We start from the raw sequence: 17,300 nt of genomic DNA, 5'->3' as shown, positions 1-17,300 counted from the left end.
CGGATCGGCTTTATCCAGTTTGTGGTGAATGCGAAAAAGCGACGAGGTTAATAACCAGGTCGATTCGAATAGCGCCAAAGGGAAAATAAATCGAATCTCACAAATTAAAAAAGAACCCCCGCACTCGAAAGTGCGGGGGTCCTTCAATTCGACCACTGAATAATTACCGGCTCAGGGGTGGGGCCGGCAACCGCTTCATTTGGCCGGGGCCTTGAACGGCTCGTTGATGGTGGAGAAGTACTGGATCACGGCGGCGATGGCGACCGGAGCGGTCACGAAGATCTGGCCGGCGAGCACGCCCAGGAAGCCGACGGCGGCGGCACCGGCGACACAGCCGCCGAGCGGGCCGAGGCCGAACAGGGTGGCCAGCGCGCCGGTGGCGACGACACCGAGGGCAGCGCCCGCGATGCAGCCGATGACCGCACCGCCGATACCACCGGCCGCGGTGCCGATGGCAGCGCCGGTAGCGATGGTGTCCTTGAGACGAGTGAAGGCGGCGACCTCGCGCTCATACGGGGTCTTCCACGGCGCGCTGTCCTCGAACGGGAGCGCGACCGGCTTGTAGACCGCATGCTGCAGATCGAACTGCGGAGTCAGCGTCGCGGTACGACCGGAGATGTCGGCGGCGATCGGGAACTCGAAATCGTCGACCCGGAACGTCAATTGCGTTCCGGCCACGGTGGTCCCATCGGCGGCCTTGATCTTGAATACGCCGTCCTCGACATCCATCGACCCGGCATCGGTCGAAATGACGGCCGCGTTCTCGGTGGACCTCGCCTGGTAGTTCACCACACCGTCGTCGGCGGCCGGAGCGGCCTGAACCGTCCCCGCCAGCGCACCCAACGTCGTCGCGACCAGCGCCGTGAGCACGGCGAATTTCCTCATCTTCACTGCTTGATTCCTCGACTTTCCGACTGCCGGCACGCGGCAGCACAGGTTGCCGTGTCCGGCACAGACACACGGCATCGGTGGAGTTTGCGGGCGTTCGATGCGGATGGGCCAGATTAAGAACCAGCCCGATTACAACCGGTGACACACATCCGGCCGTCGGCCATCATGTCCGAAATGAGCCTTTCGTTCCACTGGTTTCTTCCCACCTATGGCGATTCCCGCAATCTGGTCGCGGGCGGTCACGGCACCTCGATGTCGGGCGACCGTCCGGCGTCGCTGCGTTATCTGAATCAGATCGCGGGTGCCGCGGAGGAGAACGGCTTCGAGGCGGTGCTGACGCCGACGGGGGCATGGTGTGAGGACGCCTGGCTGACGACGGCGATGCTGGTGGAGACCACCGAAACCCTCAAATTCCTGGTCGCGTTCCGCCCCGGGGTGGTGAGTCCCACGCTCGCCGCGCAAATGGCCGGAACCTTCCAGCGGCATTCGCGGGGACGTCTGCTCCTCAACGTCGTGACCGGCGGCGAACCGCACGAACAGCAGGCCTACGGCGACTTCCTGGACAAGGAACAGCGGTACGAGCGCACCGGCGAATTCCTGCACATCGTGCGGGAGCTGTGGGCGTCCGAGGCTCCGGTGACGTTCGAGGGCAAGCACCTGCGGGTGCGCAACGCGCAACTGAACAATCGGCCCGATCCGATTCCGCCGGTGTTCTTCGGTGGCTCCTCGACCGCCGCCGGACCGGTGGCCGCCAGCTATGCCGACACCTATCTCACCTGGGGCGAGCCGCTGTTCGCGGTGAGCAAGAAGCTGGAGTGGATCCGCCGCCTCGCGGTCGATCAGGGGCGGATTCTCGACTACGGCCTGCGCATCCACGTCATCTCCCGCGACACCTCCGAACAGGCCTGGGCCGAGGCGGACCGGTTGCTGTCGGCGGTCGATCCGGCGGATATCGAACGGGTGCAGGCGAATCTGGCACAGAGCGAATCCGAGGGCCAGCGGCGCATGCTGGAACTGCACGGCGGCAACACCGATCGGCTCGAGATCGCGCCCAACCTGTGGGCGGGTGTCGGACTGGTGCGCGGCGGCGCGGGAACGGCACTGGTCGGCTCGCACGAAGAGGTGGCCGAGCGGCTGATCGAATACTCCCGCCTCGGCATCACGCAGTTCATTCTCTCCGGTTATCCGCATGTGGAGGAGGCGTACTGGTTCGGTGAGGGAGTCCTGCCGATCCTGCAGCGTCGCGGACTGTGGCAGCCGCCCGCCCATCGCGAAAACCGCGTCACCACAACGCCGTTCGCCACCGCGGCGGCGAGCAGCAGCTGACCGGCCGCGCAGTCCGGCGTACGCACCGCCGCGGTGCGGACAGCACCGGTTCGGACCGCCCGCCCATATTCGCTAACTCACAGCTACACTCGGCTTCGAGCGATCAGGACCCAGTAAATGACCTAACCGATGTCTCGGAGAGGGTGTCGATCATGGCCGTTTATGACGTAAGCAACCGTGCGGCAATAGTCAGCGGCGGCGGTTCCGGGATCGGACGTGCGGTCGCGCACGAACTCGCGCGCAGCGGCGCCGCGGTCCTGGTGTTCGATCTCGACGAGGACAACGCGAATACGGTGGTCGAGGAAATTCGCGGGGCGGGCGGACAGGCGGCCGCCTTCGCCGGCGACGCCTCCGATCCGGAGACCGTCCAGCGCAGCGTCGCGGCGGCCGCTGAACTCGGACCGCTGCGGATCGCGGTCAACAATGCCGGCATCAGCGGGGAGAGCGCGCTGATCGGCGACTATTCGCTGGAGGGCTGGCGCAAGGTCTTGTCGGTGAACCTCGACGGCGTGTTCTACGCACTGCGCGAACAGCTTCCGGCGGTCGCGGCCGCCGGCGGCGGCGCCATCGTGAATATGGCGTCGATCCTCGGCAGCGTGGGATTCGCAAATTCCTCGGCGTACGTCACGGCCAAACACGGCCTGCTCGGCCTCACCCAGAACGCGGCCCTGGAATACGCGGCCCAGGGCGTGCGGGTCACCGCCGTGGGACCCGGCTTCATCCACACTCCGCTGCTCGGCGCCAACCTCGACGAGGAAACACAGGCCTTCCTGGCCCAGAAACACGCTCTGGGCAGGCTCGGTACACCCGAGGAGGTCGCGGGGCTGGTCGCATTCCTGGCCAGCGATGCGGCCACGTTCATCACCGGGAGCTACCACCTGGTCGACGGCGGCTACACCGCGCAGTAGCCGGATCGCCGCAGGCCCGCGCTATTTCGCCTTGGCTTCCTTCGTGGCGGCCTTCATCTGCTTCTTGAAGGCCCGCACCTCGAGCAGTGATTCGTTGTCGACGATATCGGCGGCGGAGCGGCGCGAATTCGGCTCCGAGTAGGCGCCGGCCGCCTTCTCCCACCCGGCCGGGCGCACACCGAGTTGTTTGCCCAGCAACGCCAGGAAAATGCGTGCCTTCTGGTCCCCGTAGCCGGGCAGCTCCTTCAGCCGGCGCAGCACTTCCTTGCCGTCGGGATCGTCGCGGGTCCAGATCTCGGAGGTGGTGCCGTCGTAGTGTTCGACGACGTATCGGGCCAGTTCCTGGGTGCGCCGGGCCATCGACCGGCCGTAGCGGTGAATGGCGGGCGGGGTCGCGCCCAATTCCTCGAATTCCTCCGGATCGGCCTCGGCGATCCGGTGGATATCGAAACCGTTCATGCGGTCGGCGATCTTCTTCGGACCGCGGAAAGCGTGTTCGAGGGGAAACTGCTGATCCAGCAGCATCCCGGTCAAGAGGGCGAAGTCGTCCTCCGACAACAGCTTGTCCGCCTCCGGTTCCTGCGCGAGGCACACTTTGCGGCTCACCATGTATCGATCATGGCAGACGGCCGGATATCCGCCTACCGACCGACGTGACCGGACTCACATGCCTACCCACCCGTAGCTTTTCTGCGCGCGTAGGGTGAATCTTCATGCCCGACACTTTGGCAACACCCACGGTGGAAGATATGGCGCCCACACACAGCTCCTCGGCAGACAATTCCTCGGCCTCGGGGCTGAGGCCGGACCGTTTCGATCGCGCGGGCCGGGACCAACTCATCGACGTCAACGATCTGCAGGCTGCACTTCCCGGAATTCGCGGACTACGCCGCTGGGCGCACGACGCCCTGGCCGTCGCTCCGGGCGAAAGTGCGGTCGACATCGGCTCCGGCACCGGCTCGGAGGTGCTGGTCTTCGCCGACGCGGTCGGCCCGACCGGTGACGCGGTCGGCGTCGAACCCGATCCGAATCTGCTGGCCGGGGCGGAACGCCGTGCCGCCCAGCACAATTCGCCGGCTCGCTTCGTACCCGGCGATGCCTACGGACTGCCGTTCGGCGGCGACACCTTCGATGTCGCGCTGTGCGAGCGGGTCTTTCAGCATTTGACCGCCCCGGCGCGCGCCGCGCGGGAGATCGCCCGGGTATTGAAACCGGGCGGCCGCGTCGTCGTCATGGACAGCGACTGGGGCACCGCCATCGTGCACCCCGGCGACCGGCGGGTCGTGCACGAGGTGATCGAAACCCTCATCACCAACACCACCAACCCGTTCTCGGGACGGCGGCTGCCGGGCCTGCTCGCCGGGGCCGGACTGGTCGTCGACGATATCGGCTCGCATGCGCTGGTCCAGGACGCGAGCGCCGGCGCGGGTGCGCTGGTGGCCCGCATCGCCGAGATGGCGGAGGCACGAGGGGCGATCACCGAGGCGCAGCGGCGGGAGTTGCTGGCGGAACTGGAAGCCGGCGCGCGCACGGGTGACATCCACCTCTCGGTGACGATGTTCGCGGTACTGGCGCACAAGCCGCAGTAACCGGTTCCGACCGGACAACCGCGAGGCGAAGACCGGTTCGCGGTCCCCGAACAGGGGCCCGCGAACCGGTCTTTCGAATCCGTGGCGGGTCGCGCCGACCCTACTTCTCCAGCAGCTTCTCGGTCGCCGCGAGCAGGACGCAGGTCGCCAGACCGTCCATCGCCTTCTCCAGGTCAGCGAGCGACGGGAAACTGGGGGCGATGCGAATGTTCTTGTCCTCCGGGTCTTTTCCGTAGGGGAACGCCGAACCGGCGGGCGTCAGGGCGATGCCGGCCTCCTTGGCCAGGGCCACCACGCGCGCGGCCGTGCCCTCGACCACATCCAGGCTGATGAAGTAGCCGCCCTTGGGCTCGGTCCAGGAGGCGACCTTCGAGGCGCCCAGGCGATCCTCCAGAATGCGCAGCACCAGTTTGAATTTCGGCTCCAGCACCGCACGGTGGGCCTGCATATGCCGGCGCACACCCTCGGCATCACCGAAGAAGCGCAGGTGACGCAGCTGGTTCACCTTGTCCGGGCCGATGCTCTTCTTGGCGGCATACTTCAGGTACCAAGTGAGGTTCTCGGTGGACGAGCCGAAGAAACTGACTCCGGAACCGGCGAAGGTGATCTTCGAGGTGGAGGCGAACACGAAGGGCCGGTTGGGGTTTCCGGCCGCGGCGGCCATTCCGAGCACGTCGAACACCGGGGCGGCGGTATCGGTCAGCGGGTGCACCGCGTAGGCGTTGTCCCAGAACAGACGGAAGTCCGGCGCCGCGGTGGGCATCGAAACGAGTTCGCGCACAACCTCTTCGGAGAAGTTCACGCCGGTCGGGTTGGAATAGTTGGGGACCGCCCACAGACCCTTGATCAGCGGGTCGGCGGCGACCAGTTCCGCGATGGCGTGCACGTCCGGGCCGTCGTGGTTGATGGCGATCGGAATCATTTCCACGCCCAGCGATTCGGTGATCCCGAAGTGGCGATCGTATCCCGGGCTCGGGCACAGGAATTTGATCGGCTCGTCGGCCCAGCGGCGCTGCGAGTCGGCCGTACCGTGCAGCATCGCGAACACGATCATGTCGTGCATCAGCTCCAGGCTGGCGTTGTTGCCGGCGAGCAGGTTCTCGACCGGAATGCCCAGCAGTTCACCGAAGATCGCGCGCAGCTCCGGCAGTCCGTGCAGGCCGCCGTAGTTGCGGCAGTCGGTGCCGGTGCCGTCGCGGTAGTCGTCGGCGCCCGGCAGGGCGAGCAGGCCGGTGGAGAGGTCGAGTTGCTCCGGCGAGGGCTTACCCCTCGTCAGATCCAGCGTGAGCTTCTCGGTCTGGAGCTTCGCGTAGTTCGCGGTCTGCGTCTCGTGTTCGGATACGAGTTCCGCATGGCTCATCAAACCGATCTGCGTTTGCCGGGGCATCCTGAGCAGCCTTTCAAGCAGCGAGGTAACAGGTTGACGGATCGTGCGCTTCTGGCGCCGACCCAGCCGACCACGTTACTCGCCGGATGCGCCCCGTGGCAGATAAGAATATTTCCCCCGGGAAAGAAAGGGGACCCCGCGCACCCGGCAGAGCCCGTTGACCCTTGCTGCCTTCCGGCCCTGGGGGAGTTCACAGGATGCGCGCCGCGCGGGATCCGTCGGCCAGTGTAGTCACAACTGTCCACTCGAGTGGAATCCGGGCGGAGTCGATACGATCACCTGCGACATTTTTCGAGGGGGCTTCCGCGCCAGGACCGGAGGAAAGACGTGACAGGCAGTAATCCACCGCACGGTGGGCCCGAGTATCCGGGGCAAGGCAATCCGCCCAACGAAACCGTGCACTGGTGGTCGACGCCGGCGGCTCCGGAGCAGCCGCTCACCGGTACCGATCCGACCGTCATGGGTGGGCGTCCCGGGCCGGTGACCGGCACGGATCCGACCGTTCTGGGGGCGGGTTTCGACGCCTATCACGGCGGCGCCCCACAGCAGCCCTACGCACCGCAGCCACCACCGTCCGTGCCGAGTTATCCACAGCAGCAGTTCCCGCCGCCTTATGCGCAACAGCCGGCCTATCCACAGCCGCCCAAGAAGAACAACACACCGTGGATCGTCGGCGGTGTGGTCGGCCTGGTCGTGGTGATCGGCATCGTGATCGGCGTGATCGCGCTCACCGGCGGTGGCGGGGGCGGAAGTAAGGGACCGCTCGGCGACAAAAAGGGTGTCGACGGCAACTATTCGATGGCCAATGTCAGCGACGCCTGCTCGCTGATCGATGCCACGGTGCTGCGCAAGTGGGCGCCCACACCCAAGGACGCGCCCGAGCACACCGAACGCGCACCCGACTCCAGCTTCGGTGGTGGCAACCTGACCTGCCGCGCCCGGTACGACGGCGCCGGCAAGTACGGCACCGACGGTTCCGATATCGACCTCGAGGCCGACTTCCAGAGCAAGTACAGCGATCCGCAGTTCAACAGCTGGAAGAACTACGACACCAAGACCACCGGCAGCGGCCGTACCTCCGGCGATATCGCGGGCATCGGCAGCCAGGCCTACTACGCCGCCTACCAGCAGAACTACTCGAGCTTCGTGACCCTCGACTACACCTGCGCGGCCCTGGACTCCAACGTCTCGGTGAAGGTGGAACTGCGGATCCAGGCCGAGGGCAGCATCGACAGCGCCGACGTCGGCACCACCTGCAAGGACCAATTGAAGAAGGCCCTCGCCGGCCTGCACAAATAGCCCGGTTTGCCGTTCCGGGGGGTCCACCCGGTATATTGCTCTGCGGAGGATTCGCCTAGTGGCCTATGGCGCTCGCCTGGAACGCGGGTTGGGTTAACGCCCTCAGGGGTTCAAATCCCCTATCCTCCGCCGCGAAACGCCCGCTACCCCAGTGGTAGCGGGCGTTTCTGTTCGTCCGTCGTACTTCTCGTCAGCGGCCGTCCGGGCGGGGACGCAGGACGACCACGGGGATTTCGCGTTCGGTCCACGCTTGATAGGTGTCGAAGTCGGCATAGGCGTCGACGAGCAACGGCCACAGGCGGGCCCGTTCCTGCGGGTCTGCGGTGACGGCGTGAACCGGACGGCGGTCCCGCCCGATCTGGATGTGCGTGTCGGGCTCGGCGCGCAGATTGAGATACCACTGCGGATGTCTGGGAAGGCCGCCCTGCGAGGCGACGATGACCGTGTTCGGACCGTCGGTGATGTAGAGCAGCGGCGTCGTGTAGACCACACCCGACTTCCGGCCGCGATGTTCGAGCAGCAGGGTCGGCACCGGTTTGCGGAAGCCGGCCCCGATGCGCCACTTACCGCCGACGCGGCCGCCGGTGCGCCGATAGGTCCACACCTGCGCACGGCCCACGATCTTGAAGATCTTGGGCAGCAGCGGGGAATCGAGTTGTTTCGGACGGGGCGGCGTCGTGGCTGGCATGGTCTTCCTTCTCTCCGGTACTTCCGGTCGACCATACAGTTGGTTACATATGTATGGTCAAGAGACCGAGTGCTGCCCTCTCGGCAGGATCGGTACCGTCGACGCTTCGAGGAAGGGATTGGGCATTCGGTGCGCACGCATGGCTGGGCGGGGGCGACGCCCGCGGATGACGAGGAAGCCGTCGCGCGGATTCTCGCCGCCGCCCGCACCGCGATCGACCGGTCCGGCAGCGATTTCAGCATCGCCGAGGTCGCCCGGGACCTCGGCGTCACCCGTCAGACCGTGTACCGCTACTTTCCCAGTGCCGAGAGCCTGCTGACCGCGACCGCCGTCGCGCAGACCGGGCAGTTCCTCGACGTTCTGGCCGAACATCTGAGCGGGATCCGCGACCCCGCCACGGCGGTCGTCGAGGGCATCGCTTACACCCTCGAGCGGCTGCCGCACGAGCGGTACCTCAACCTACTGCTCACTTCGGGGCGGGCCGGGGCCTTCTCCGCCGGCGTAACCTCCGACACCGCACTGGCATTCGGACGATCGATCCTGCAACGCTTCGCCGTCGACTGGACCGCGGCCGGATTGTCCGGCGCCGATCTGGACGAACTCGTCGAACATATGCTTCGCATCGTGCAATCGTTCGTCGTCGATCCGGGCCGTCCGCCTCGGCGTGGCCCGGAACTGCGCCGCTACCTCACGGCGTGGGTCGCGCCGGCCATCGCCGCGAGATCACCGCTGCAGTGACGCGTATCACTTGCAGGAGGTGTCACACGGCGGATCCGGCGAGCGTCTCGTGTGTGCCGGAGTCGAGACAGCACGGACAGGAGCCCCCATGAGCGAGCGCATCGACGGCGCCACCGAAGCGTTCGTCACCCATCGCAATCTGCTGTTCACGGTTGCCTACGAGATGCTCGGTTCGGCCGCCGACGCCGAGGACGTCCTGCAGGAGACCTGGTTGCGCTGGGTGGACGTGGACCTCGACGACGTCCGTGATCAGCGCGCCTACCTGGTCCGGATCGTCACCCGCCAGGCGCTGACCCGGCTCCGCACACTCGGCCGCCGCAAGGAGTCCTACGTCGGTCCGTGGCTGCCGGAACCGCTGCTGACCGCGCCCGATGTGGCCGAGGACGTCGAACTGGCCGACAGCGTATCGATGGCGATGCTCCTGGTGCTGGAAACGCTCGCACCGACGGAACGAGCGGTATTCGTGCTGCGCGAGGTGTTCGACCTGAGCTACGACGAGATCGCCGCGGCCGTCGACAAGACGCCCGCCGCGGTACGCCAGATCGCCCATCGCGCACGGGCTCACGTCGCCGCGCGCCGACCCCGCGGCGTGGTGTCCGCCGACGAATCCCGCCGCGCCGTCGAAGCCTTCCAGCAAGCCATCGAAACCGGCGACCTGCAGCATCTGGTCGACATGCTGGCTCCCGACGTGGTGCTGCTCGGCGACGGCGGCGGTGTGGTCCAGGCGGTCCTGCGGCCGATCGCGGGCGCCGACCGGGTCGCCCGCGCCCTGCGTACCGGTCTGCCCCGACTGCGCACCGAGGCAACGGTCGAAGCGGTCCAGATCAACGGCTGCCCCGCACTGATCGTCCGGATCGACGGACGAATCGACGACGTGGTGGCAATGCGCCTGGACGACGGCCTGATCACCGGCCTCTACGTGGTCCGCAACCCGGAGAAACTCTCCCGCGTCGAACGGCAGACCACCGTCAGCCGCTGAACGACGAGGCCCACAACCACTGCGCCACAACAATATTCGATGCCGCTGTAGGCGTGCCGGATAGTCTGGGCCGGTGAATTCGCTGGAGCAACCCGCCTCGATCCTCGCCCTGGCCGATCTGGCCACACCGATGGCCGTCCGCGTGGCCGCGACGCTGCGGCTGGTGGACCATGCGGGCGGCACGGGCGCGACCGCCGACGAACTGGCGGCTCGCACCGGCACCTCCGCTCCCGCGCTCCGTCGACTGCTCGACCATCTGGTCACCGTCGGCGTCTTCGACGACGAAGCGACGTCCGGCCGCTACCGGCCCACCAGCCTCGGCAACCAGATGAGCGCGGACTCCCCCGACCCGTTCGCGCTGCTGCTGCTCGATATCGGCAGCGCGGGCGGGCGCGCCGAACTGGCCTTCGTGGAACTGCTGAGCACGATCACTTCCGGCCTGCCCGCCTATCCGCGCAGGTACGGACGTGATTTCTGGGCCGATCTGGAAGCCGAGCCCGCGCTGCGCACGTCCTTCGACGCCCAGATGAATTGCCGCTTCGGGGTTTACGCGGACCAGATCGCGGCGCGGTTCGACTGGAGTCGCTTCCCCGACTTTCTCGACGTCGGCGGGGGCGACGGCACCCTACTGACGGCGATCCTCCGCGCGCATCCCGGCGTGCGCGGACGAGTGCTGGACCTGGCGCCCACGGCCGCCGCTGCCACCGAGCGATTCACGGCGTCCGGACTGAGGCACCGAGCGTCCGCCGTTGCGGGCAGCTTCTTCGATCCGCTCCCCACCGGGGCCGATGCCTACCTTCTGTCCGACATCCTGCACGACTGGGACGACGAACTCGCCGCAGCCATCCTCGCCGAATGCGCCCGCGCCGCAGGGGCTTACGGGGCGGTTGTGGTGATCGAGCCGATTCGGGGGCGGGGGGCCGATACGGCGATCGACCTGTTCATGTCGATGTGCTTCGGCGGGCGGGAGCGGACGGTGACCGAGTTGGGGGCGCTGGGTGAGACATGCGGTCTGATGCTGCGTGCCGTGAGACCGGTGGCGGACGGGCGGACCGCACTGGAGTTCCGGAGTCGATGACACTGCGACGCGGCCGGCGAATCCGCGAGCTATTTGTCGGCGCTTCGGTTTATGATCGAACACATGTTCGAACATTGGCCGGAGAAGGGGGAGTTCGCGCTGCATCGGGTGGTGGTTCCGCCGATGCCGGTGCTGGTGGACGTGGCTGCCGCTATCCCCACGTATCCACGGATGGCCGATCACGAAGCGGTGGCGGGGCAGGTGCGGGCGGGCGGGCTCGAGATCACCGGGCGAATTCCGGGGCGATTGCACGTCTGGGCGCGGGCGGCGGACGGAACGTGGCTGGGGCTGGTGGAATTCGAGTTGCGCACCGGGAACGGACGCAGTCGCCTGCCGGTGACCCAGTGGTGTCCGGCACATGCGTTGATCATGCGCGGCGGATGCGGGCCGCCCGATTAGCGGCCCGCCACATCGCTACGCGGAGCGGCGATTTCCGGCCGCCGCGGGCTCGGCGACCGGGACCAGACCGGTGAGTGCCGCGGGCAGCGGGGCTCGGTGCAGAACTCCGAGGCGCTGGGTGGCGCGGGTGAGGGCCACGTAGAGTTCGGCCGCGCCACGCGGCCCGTCGGCGAGGATGTGCTCCGGTTCGACGACGAGTACGGCATCGAACTCGAGGCCCTTCGTTTCCGATGCCGGAACCGTGCCGGGCACGCCGGGCGGACCGATCACGACGGCGGTGCCCTCGCGACCCTCCTCGTCACGAACGAAATCCGCGATGGCGGAGGCCAATTCGCTCTCGTCGACCCGGCGCGACCACGGCGGTACGCCACACGCACGCACCGACTCGGGTGGCCGCACATCCGGCGCGAATTCGGCGAGCACCGCCGCCGCGACCGCCATGATCTCGGCCGGCGTACGGTAGTTCACCGTCAGGGAGCGATAGCGCCACCGGCCGGGAACATAGGGCTCGAGCATGGCGTCCCACGAAGTCGCGCCGGCGGTCGAACGACGCTGGGCGAGGTCGCCGACCACGGTGAAGGAGCGGCCCGGACACCGCCGCATCAGCACCCGCCAATCCATCTCGGAGAGCTCCTGCGCCTCGTCGACCACGATATGGCGATAGGTCCAATCCCGGTCGGCGGCGGCGCGTTCGGCCAGATCACGGGTATCGCGATCGGCGAATCGGTCGGCGAGGTCCTCGGCGTAGAGCAGGTCGGTGGCGAAGAGGTGGTCCTCGTCGTCCATCGAATCCTCGCGGCCCGTCATGAGCTCCAAAACGCCTGCGGCATATCGGGCTTCGGCCGCACGTTCGCGTTCCGCGGTGTGCTCCGCCGGCTTCTCCCGGCCCAGCAGATCGACCAGTTCGTCGAGCAGCGGTACGTCCGACACCGTCCACGCCGCGCCGTCGGCACGCCGGAGGGCCGGGTCGGCGCCTGCCGCTCGCAACCGCTCGGGCGACGAATACAGCTCGGCGAGCAGCGTTTCCGGGGTGAGCACGGGCCAGAGCTGGTCGAGCGCGGCAGCGAACTGCTCACTCTCGGCGAGTTCGGCGACGAGGTCGGCCCGCAGGTTCTCCCACGCCTCCCGGTCGTCGCGGGTGATCCAGCCCTTGCCGATCCGCGCAATCGCGCGCTCGGTGATCACGTAGGTGACGATCTCGCGGAACACCGCACGCGCCTCGTTGTGCGGCAGACCGCTCGTGCGCGCCTCCTCGCGCGCCCATTCCGCGGTCGCCGCATCGATACGCGCGGTGACATCGGTCAATTCGATGGTCAGCGGTTCCGCCGGCAAGCACTGCCGGTCCGCGACCGCGGCGGCGAGCACATCCAGCATGCGCAGCGAACCCTTGATGCGCACCGCATCCGGAGTGTCCTCGGTGGTCACGTGCAGGCCCGGCACCAGATCGCCCGTGGTGGTGAAGACGACGTTGGTTTCGCCGAGCGACGGCAGCACCCGGTCGATATGACGCAGAAAGGCCGGATTGGGTCCGACCACGAGAACGCCGTGGCGCTCCATCTGCTCGCGCTGGGTGTAGAGCAGATAGGCGACACGATGCAGCGCCACCACCGTCTTGCCGGTACCGGGTCCGCCCTCGATCACCAGCACGCCGGGATGATCGAGCCGGATGATCTCGTCCTGTTCGGCCTGGATGGTGGCCACGATGTCGCGCATGCCCTCGCCACGAGGCGCGTCGACGGCCGCGAGCAGCGCCGCATCCCCGCGTTCCCCGGCGCCCGGACGGCCGAAGATCTCGTCGGTGTAGTCGACGACGCGGCGGCCGCGGGAATGGAACTGCCGGCGCCGCCGCATCCGCTCCGGGCTGGCGGCGGTGGCGGTGTAGAAGGCCCGTGCCGCCGGAGCCCGCCAGTCCAGCAGCAACGGCTCGAAGTCGTTGCTCCGGTCGAACAGCCCGATCCGGCCGATATAGGACCGCTCGCCGGAATCGCTGTCCAATCGGCCGAAACACAGGCCGTTGTCGGCCACGTCCAAGCGCTTCACCTCACGCGCCAGCGTGCGCACCTCCACATCGCGGTCCACCAGCGCACCGCCGTTGCCGCGCAACGCCGCGCTGTAGCGGCCCTTCGCCTCGCCGCGCTCGCCGTCGAGGCGTGCGTAGAGCCCGGACACGTAGTCCTGTTCAGCCCGCAACTCGTCCTGATACCCCGGTTCCGACATGTGTCCCTCATTCCCTGGCTCGACATGGTTCATGTGGACACCCGTGTCCGTCTCGGCCGCTGCGCTTCTCCTCCCGTTTTCGCAGGTACACGGCCTCGGCGGGCCATTGTGCGGCACGACCGGGGCCTTGCCGCAAGCCCCCCACTCCGCTATATATTGAATATGGAAAGAGGTGCACCAACCTCTTCCGCGATCAGTCGGCGGTCAGCCGCGCACCGACCTCACGGACCGCGCCACGCAAGCGGCGGGCGTAATCGTCCACATCCACCACCTGGGGATCGGCGTGGACCGACAGGGTCACCGTCGTTCCGAGTCCGTGCAGGCCGTGGGTCAGATGCATCACCGCGCCGAGGGCGGGGAAACCGGCGGTGAAGCGGACCGCGCCGCCGGCGATCGACAGATCCGCCTCGCCGCGGTGGACGCTGGAGACCACGGTGTGGCCCGAGATTCGGTCGGGAACCAGATCCAAGGGATAGCCGGCGATATCGCGACGGAGAACCGGGGCCGGGATCGCGTCGGTGACGCGGTCACGCGCGCACTGCAGCGGATGGGTGGCGCGGATCCGTCGTTCGGCCAGCGCCCCGGCGATGCGGCGCGCCCGCAGCCGCAGGTCCGGTTCCGCGACGCACAGATCGACACCGAGGTCGCGATAGTTGTTGTGCGGGACAGCTTTTCGATCGGTCACCACAGGCAGGGCCATCGAGACCTGCGCACCCAACGGGTCGGCGGATTCGCCGTGGGCGGCGAGATATCGACTCATCGCGACGGAGATCGCGGTCAGCGCGACGACCGTGACCGTATAGCCGGGAACGTGCAGGCTCTCCCCCGCGATCACGCGGACGGCCCGATGCTCCGGCGCCGGCGGGCGGTTCAGCCGGGTCGGCGCGAAATTCGTTGCCGCGGGGGGAATCTCACCCGCCTCGGCGAGGCTGTTCAATTCCTTGTCCGCATGTGCCGCGACGAATCCGCGCCGCACCGTGCGGGCCACGCCGGGCAGGAATGAAAGAAGCGCTAGGGCTTCGACCGCAAGAGTTTCCACAGATGACGCGAACCGGGCTCGCGCCCGGCGGCCGTGATGCCGATCGACCATCGCGCCGGTGGACGATCCGACGCGATCCGAACCGTCACCCGGTTCGGCGACCCTGCGAGCTGCCGCGTCCAAGCCTCGCAACAACTCGCGCGCGATATGCGCGGCCCGTTTTCCGTCCGCCAGCGCATGCGAAAGCTGCAGCACCACAACGAGTGCGGGCCCCGATCCGCCCGGCGCGTCCGGGACGCCGCGATACAGATGGATCCGCCAGGTGTATCGCCGCGCCGGTACCGAGTGCGCCAGAATCTCCCCCAGCGAGGCTTCCACAGTCGTCCACAGCGGCTCCTCGGACGTGTGGACGACGACCTGCGCCTCGTCGAAATCCGCAGGCTCCCAGGCCGGATAAGCGAAACGGTGCTCCCGGATACGGACGTTCAACTCCGGGATTTCGGCGCTGCGCGCGATCACCGCCGCCCGCAGCGCGTCGGCGGACCATCCGGCGTCGTCGAAGCAGTAGAGCAGGAACAGGTCGTTGCAGGCCCGGCGCGACAGCCAGAACCTGGTGGCATCCTGCGGGGTCAGTAGATCCACCCGCCGACGATATCCACAACCGTCCACATATCCCGCACCGACCGAGATCCATCGACACGGTATTTCGGTGGCGGGGAAGATCAACCGGCTGGGCCCGCGATCGGCCGCACCGACCGGCACAACAAGGCCCCGAGTCGCATCGACTCGGGGCCCATCACCTGATCGCCCGGGGTCAGGCGGGACGTAACTTCCCGTCGGTCACGCCCGAGACGAACGCATCCCACTCGCCGGGTGTGAAAGCCAGAATCGGCCCGCTGCCGCAGTCTTTGGTATCGCGAACCCCGACATTGCCGTCACTCAGAAAAGCGACCTCGACACAGTTTCCGTCGGGGCCGCTGTATTTACTCTTGCGCCACACCGCACCGGCCGAATCAACCTTCACCTCAACCTCTCCTTTACCACCGTAGATAACGCGACAATCATGCTTCCCTCGTCGCCGGACCCGGGTTTCTCGAGACTCGACGGCTCCACGATGCGCCTGGTCATAGCGCACGAACTACTCGATGAACGGAATGGGCCACGAGGTACACACCGCCATGGTGCGCGCTCGCGTTGACCCCGGGAGAGCACCCTAGCAGCACCCACAATCCATGTCCCGCGTCTTTTCACTTTCAACCACTCGAATTGCGATAAATAATTCCCGTTCACTAATAGCGGGGGAATTGCCAAATGACAGGAGAATGATCCGCTAAACAAAACCGGGCCGCGAAATTCGCTCGGGCACGGCTGCACTACGCCCCGGATAAACCGTGCGGTTGCTCGGTATGGATCATGGAGGAGTGGTGGAACGAGATCGCGACGATGCCGGACACGCCCGAAATGCCCGTCCTCGAGACCGGTTCGGGCGACCACTACCGCCCGGTAGCGTCGGCGTCGCCCGGATTCCGGATGATCTCGACCTCCCACCGGACGAAACCCTGGACTATGCCCAGCGCCTCCTGAACGAGGGACTGGCCTTCAACGCACACGAGGTGCTGGAGGCCGCATGGAAGAACGGACCGTTCGCGGAAAGGATGCTGTGGCAGGGGCTGGCGCAGTACGCCGTCGGCATCACCCACATCCAGCGCGGCAATCCGAAGGGTGCTCGCACCCTGCTCGAGCGGGCGATCGGCCGGTTGTCGGCCGCGCCGTCCCCGCCGTACGGCATCGATTCGACCGGGCTCGTCGCACATGCCGAGGGTCTGCTGGCGGATCTGGATGCCGGCCGCGACATTCCGGAGGACGCGCTGTGCCCCCGGCTGCGCGGATGATCCCGCATACCGCCGGGGCGGGTCGCTTCGCCCCCAGCCCCTCCGGTGACCTGCACCTGGGCAATCTCCGCACCGCCCTGCTGGCGTGGTTGTTCGCCCGCAGCACCGCACGCAATTTCCGGCTGCGGATCGAGGACCTGGACCGGGTGCGGCCGGGTGCGGAGCGGCGTCAGCTGGAGGATTTGGCCGCGATCGGGCTGGACTGGGACGGCGAGGTGGTCCGGCAATCGGATCGCACCCCGCAGTATGCGGCGGCGATCGAGCGGCTCGGCGTGGCCGGCATGACCTACGAGTGTTACTGCACGCGAAGGGAGATTCAGAAGGCCGTCTCCGCACCGCACGGCCCGATGGGCGCCTATCCGGGGACCTGCCGCGACCTGAGCGAGGCGCAGCGGGCGGCCAAGCGCGCCGAGGGTCGCCCCGCCGCACTGCGCCTGCGCTCGCAGACCACGGAATTCGAGATCGTCGACGAAATCCACGGCCGGTATCGCGGGCTGGTCGACGATTTCGTGCTGCGTCGCGGCGACGGAACGGCGGCCTACAACCTCGCGGTTGTGGTGGACGATGCGGCCCAGGGCTTCGACCAGGTCGTTCGCGGTGACGATCTGCTGCCCTCGACACCGCGGCAGGCCTACCTGGCCACGGTCCTCGGACTCGCCGTACCCTCCTACGCGCACGTCCCGCTGGTGCTCAACACCGAGGGCGCGCGGCTGGCCAAGCGCGACGGTGCCGTAACCCTGCGCGACAGAACCGCTCTCGGTGAGACGCCGCGTCAGGTTTTCACCTTGCTCGCGGCCTCGCTCGGCCTGCGGGGTGAGACACCGCGCGCGCTACTGGATCAGTTCACTCCGGCGACGGTGCCGCGCGAACCGTGGATTCTGGACCCCGAACATCCGGATCCGCTGCGCCACAGCTGATCCGGCTACAGTG

17 protein-coding genes, 1 tRNA gene and 1 other RNA gene are annotated in these 17,300 nt (G+C 67.4%); 11 read left to right on the top strand and 8 right to left on the bottom strand.

Annotated features, from left to right (window positions below):
* Positions 1-195 precede the first annotated feature (195 nt).
* Positions 196-891 (bottom strand): DUF8020 domain-containing protein, encoded by a 696-nt coding sequence (locus NE2_RS04235; RefSeq protein ID WP_030516548.1) that lies wholly within the window; start codon positions 889-891, stop codon positions 196-198.
* Between the two features lie 174 nt (positions 892-1,065).
* On the opposite strand from NE2_RS04235, the gene NE2_RS04230 reads away from it, so the two are divergent.
* Together NE2_RS04230 and NE2_RS04225 are read left to right on the top strand one after the other, a co-directional pair.
* Positions 1,066-2,217, top strand: coding sequence for an LLM class flavin-dependent oxidoreductase (locus NE2_RS04230; RefSeq protein WP_063024089.1), 1,152 nt, complete (start codon positions 1,066-1,068; stop codon positions 2,215-2,217).
* 152 nt (positions 2,218-2,369) lie between these two features.
* Entirely contained in the window at positions 2,370-3,125 is a 756-nt protein-coding gene (locus tag NE2_RS04225) for an SDR family NAD(P)-dependent oxidoreductase (protein ID WP_063024088.1), read from the top strand.
* 21 nt (positions 3,126-3,146) lie between these two features.
* Here NE2_RS04225 and NE2_RS04220 read toward each other — a convergent pair whose 3' ends face one another.
* On the bottom strand, positions 3,147-3,734 hold the full coding sequence (locus NE2_RS04220; RefSeq protein ID WP_063024001.1) for an HhH-GPD-type base excision DNA repair protein: 588 nt from the start codon (positions 3,732-3,734) through the stop codon (positions 3,147-3,149).
* Between the two features lie 140 nt (positions 3,735-3,874).
* On the opposite strand from NE2_RS04220, the gene NE2_RS04215 reads away from it, so the two are divergent.
* Positions 3,875-4,714, top strand: a complete 840-nt coding sequence (locus tag NE2_RS04215) for a methyltransferase domain-containing protein (RefSeq protein WP_063023999.1) — start codon at positions 3,875-3,877, stop codon at positions 4,712-4,714.
* Between the two features lie 100 nt (positions 4,715-4,814).
* Here the strand turns inward: NE2_RS04215 and NE2_RS04210 are convergent, their stop codons facing one another.
* On the bottom strand, positions 4,815-6,101 hold the full coding sequence (locus NE2_RS04210; RefSeq protein WP_063023997.1) for an aspartate aminotransferase type Ic: 1,287 nt from the start codon (positions 6,099-6,101) through the stop codon (positions 4,815-4,817).
* Positions 6,102-6,226: 125 nt separating this feature from the next.
* Positions 6,227-6,321, bottom strand: an RNA gene (gene ffs, locus NE2_RS04205) — signal recognition particle sRNA small type.
* A gap of 107 nt (positions 6,322-6,428) precedes the next feature.
* Between ffs and NE2_RS04200 the strand changes: the two genes are divergently transcribed.
* Both NE2_RS04200 and NE2_RS04195 read left to right on the top strand, forming a co-directional pair.
* A complete protein-coding gene (locus NE2_RS04200; protein WP_146165138.1) occupies positions 6,429-7,400 on the top strand; it encodes a hypothetical protein in 972 nt (323 codons plus the stop codon).
* Between the two features lie 44 nt (positions 7,401-7,444).
* Positions 7,445-7,529: transfer RNA gene (locus tag NE2_RS04195), tRNA-Ser, on the top strand.
* A 61-nt stretch (positions 7,530-7,590) separates the two neighbouring features.
* Here NE2_RS04195 and NE2_RS04190 read toward each other — a convergent pair.
* Positions 7,591-8,088: a nitroreductase family deazaflavin-dependent oxidoreductase gene (locus tag NE2_RS04190; RefSeq protein WP_063023994.1), complete on the bottom strand. Its 498-nt coding sequence runs from the start codon at positions 8,086-8,088 to the stop codon at positions 7,591-7,593.
* 129 nt (positions 8,089-8,217) lie between these two features.
* On the opposite strand from NE2_RS04190, the gene NE2_RS04185 reads away from it, so the two are divergent.
* From NE2_RS04185 to NE2_RS04170, 4 genes are all read left to right on the top strand, one after another.
* The gene (locus NE2_RS04185) at positions 8,218-8,826 is read left to right on the top strand and encodes a TetR/AcrR family transcriptional regulator (protein WP_063023993.1); all 609 of its coding nucleotides are present in this window, start codon (positions 8,218-8,220) and stop codon (positions 8,824-8,826) included.
* An 88-nt stretch (positions 8,827-8,914) separates the two neighbouring features.
* Positions 8,915-9,805: an RNA polymerase sigma-70 factor gene (locus tag NE2_RS04180; RefSeq protein ID WP_063023990.1), complete on the top strand. Its 891-nt coding sequence runs from the start codon at positions 8,915-8,917 to the stop codon at positions 9,803-9,805.
* A 73-nt stretch (positions 9,806-9,878) separates the two neighbouring features.
* On the top strand, positions 9,879-10,883 hold the full coding sequence (locus NE2_RS04175; RefSeq protein WP_218018552.1) for a methyltransferase: 1,005 nt from the start codon (positions 9,879-9,881) through the stop codon (positions 10,881-10,883).
* 63 nt (positions 10,884-10,946) lie between these two features.
* A complete protein-coding gene (locus NE2_RS04170; protein ID WP_233429659.1) occupies positions 10,947-11,282 on the top strand; it encodes a hypothetical protein in 336 nt (111 codons plus the stop codon).
* Between the two features lie 15 nt (positions 11,283-11,297).
* On the opposite strand, the gene helR is transcribed toward NE2_RS04170, so the two are convergent.
* The 3 genes from helR to NE2_RS04155 form a co-directional block, all read right to left on the bottom strand.
* A complete protein-coding gene (gene helR, locus NE2_RS04165) occupies positions 11,298-13,499 on the bottom strand; it encodes an RNA polymerase recycling motor ATPase HelR (protein WP_174553910.1) in 2,202 nt (733 codons plus the stop codon).
* Between the two features lie 193 nt (positions 13,500-13,692).
* Complete coding sequence (locus NE2_RS04160) at positions 13,693-15,120, bottom strand: WS/DGAT/MGAT family O-acyltransferase (RefSeq protein ID WP_146165137.1); 1,428 nt, start codon at positions 15,118-15,120, stop codon at positions 13,693-13,695.
* Positions 15,121-15,292: 172 nt separating this feature from the next.
* Positions 15,293-15,502 (bottom strand): DUF397 domain-containing protein, encoded by a 210-nt coding sequence (locus NE2_RS04155; RefSeq protein ID WP_063023986.1) that lies wholly within the window; start codon positions 15,500-15,502, stop codon positions 15,293-15,295.
* 397 nt (positions 15,503-15,899) lie between these two features.
* Here NE2_RS04155 and NE2_RS04150 point away from each other — a divergent pair, with 397 nt between their 5' ends.
* Together NE2_RS04150 and gluQRS are read left to right on the top strand one after the other, a co-directional pair.
* Complete coding sequence (locus NE2_RS04150; RefSeq protein WP_106958339.1) at positions 15,900-16,370, top strand: DUF309 domain-containing protein; 471 nt, start codon at positions 15,900-15,902, stop codon at positions 16,368-16,370.
* Positions 16,367-17,287 (top strand): tRNA glutamyl-Q(34) synthetase GluQRS, encoded by a 921-nt coding sequence (gluQRS, locus tag NE2_RS04145; protein ID WP_063023984.1) that lies wholly within the window; start codon positions 16,367-16,369, stop codon positions 17,285-17,287. Before NE2_RS04150 ends, gluQRS begins: the two co-directional genes overlap by 4 nt.
* Positions 17,288-17,300 lie beyond the last annotated feature (13 nt).

Origin of the sequence: Nocardia elegans NBRC 108235 (genome assembly GCF_001612845.1) — a bacterium.
GTDB classification, from domain to species: Bacteria; Actinomycetota; Actinomycetes; order Mycobacteriales; family Mycobacteriaceae; genus Nocardia; species Nocardia nova.
The sequence above is the reverse complement of the archived record's forward strand: the minus strand, read 5'-3'. Positions and strand labels throughout refer to the sequence as shown.